Source organism: Alkalihalophilus lindianensis (assembly GCF_032843265.1).
In the GTDB taxonomy this organism is placed as follows: domain Bacteria; phylum Bacillota; class Bacilli; order Bacillales; family Bacillaceae_D; genus Alkalihalophilus; species Alkalihalophilus lindianensis.
Genome location: NZ_JAWJBA010000644.1, coordinates 1 through 255, shown reverse-complemented (window position 1 = coordinate 255; position 255 = coordinate 1). Strand labels below are relative to the sequence as shown.

2 protein-coding genes are annotated in these 255 nt (G+C 32.5%); both read left to right on the top strand.

Translation table 11 applies throughout. The features are described from left to right. Positions 1-152: DUF3388 domain-containing protein (locus RYX56_RS23735; protein WP_317124305.1), on the top strand; the 152-nt coding region annotated here is incomplete at its 5' end. A gap of 21 nt (positions 153-173) precedes the next feature. Continuing rightward, positions 174-255 (top strand): RodZ family helix-turn-helix domain-containing protein (locus RYX56_RS26710; protein ID WP_500660663.1); only part of this gene is annotated, 82 nt, incomplete at its 3' end.

Here is a 255-nt window from a genome sequence, read left to right as displayed (position 1 = left end):
CTGATATTTTTGTTCAAAACTCGGAGTATAAGCTTGAGGATTTTGACTATATTATTGAGCTTAGAAATGATGCGGATGAGGTCATTACTTACGACGTTGTGGATGAGCATAATATGTTCTCAGGATCAGATTTTGGTGACTTTAATTTTTAATAAATTGGAAGGTGTTTTTTAGTGACTGAATTAGGGAATCGATTAAAAGAAGCCCGTTTAGCCAAGAATTTAAGTTTGGATGATTTACAATCCATAACAAAAA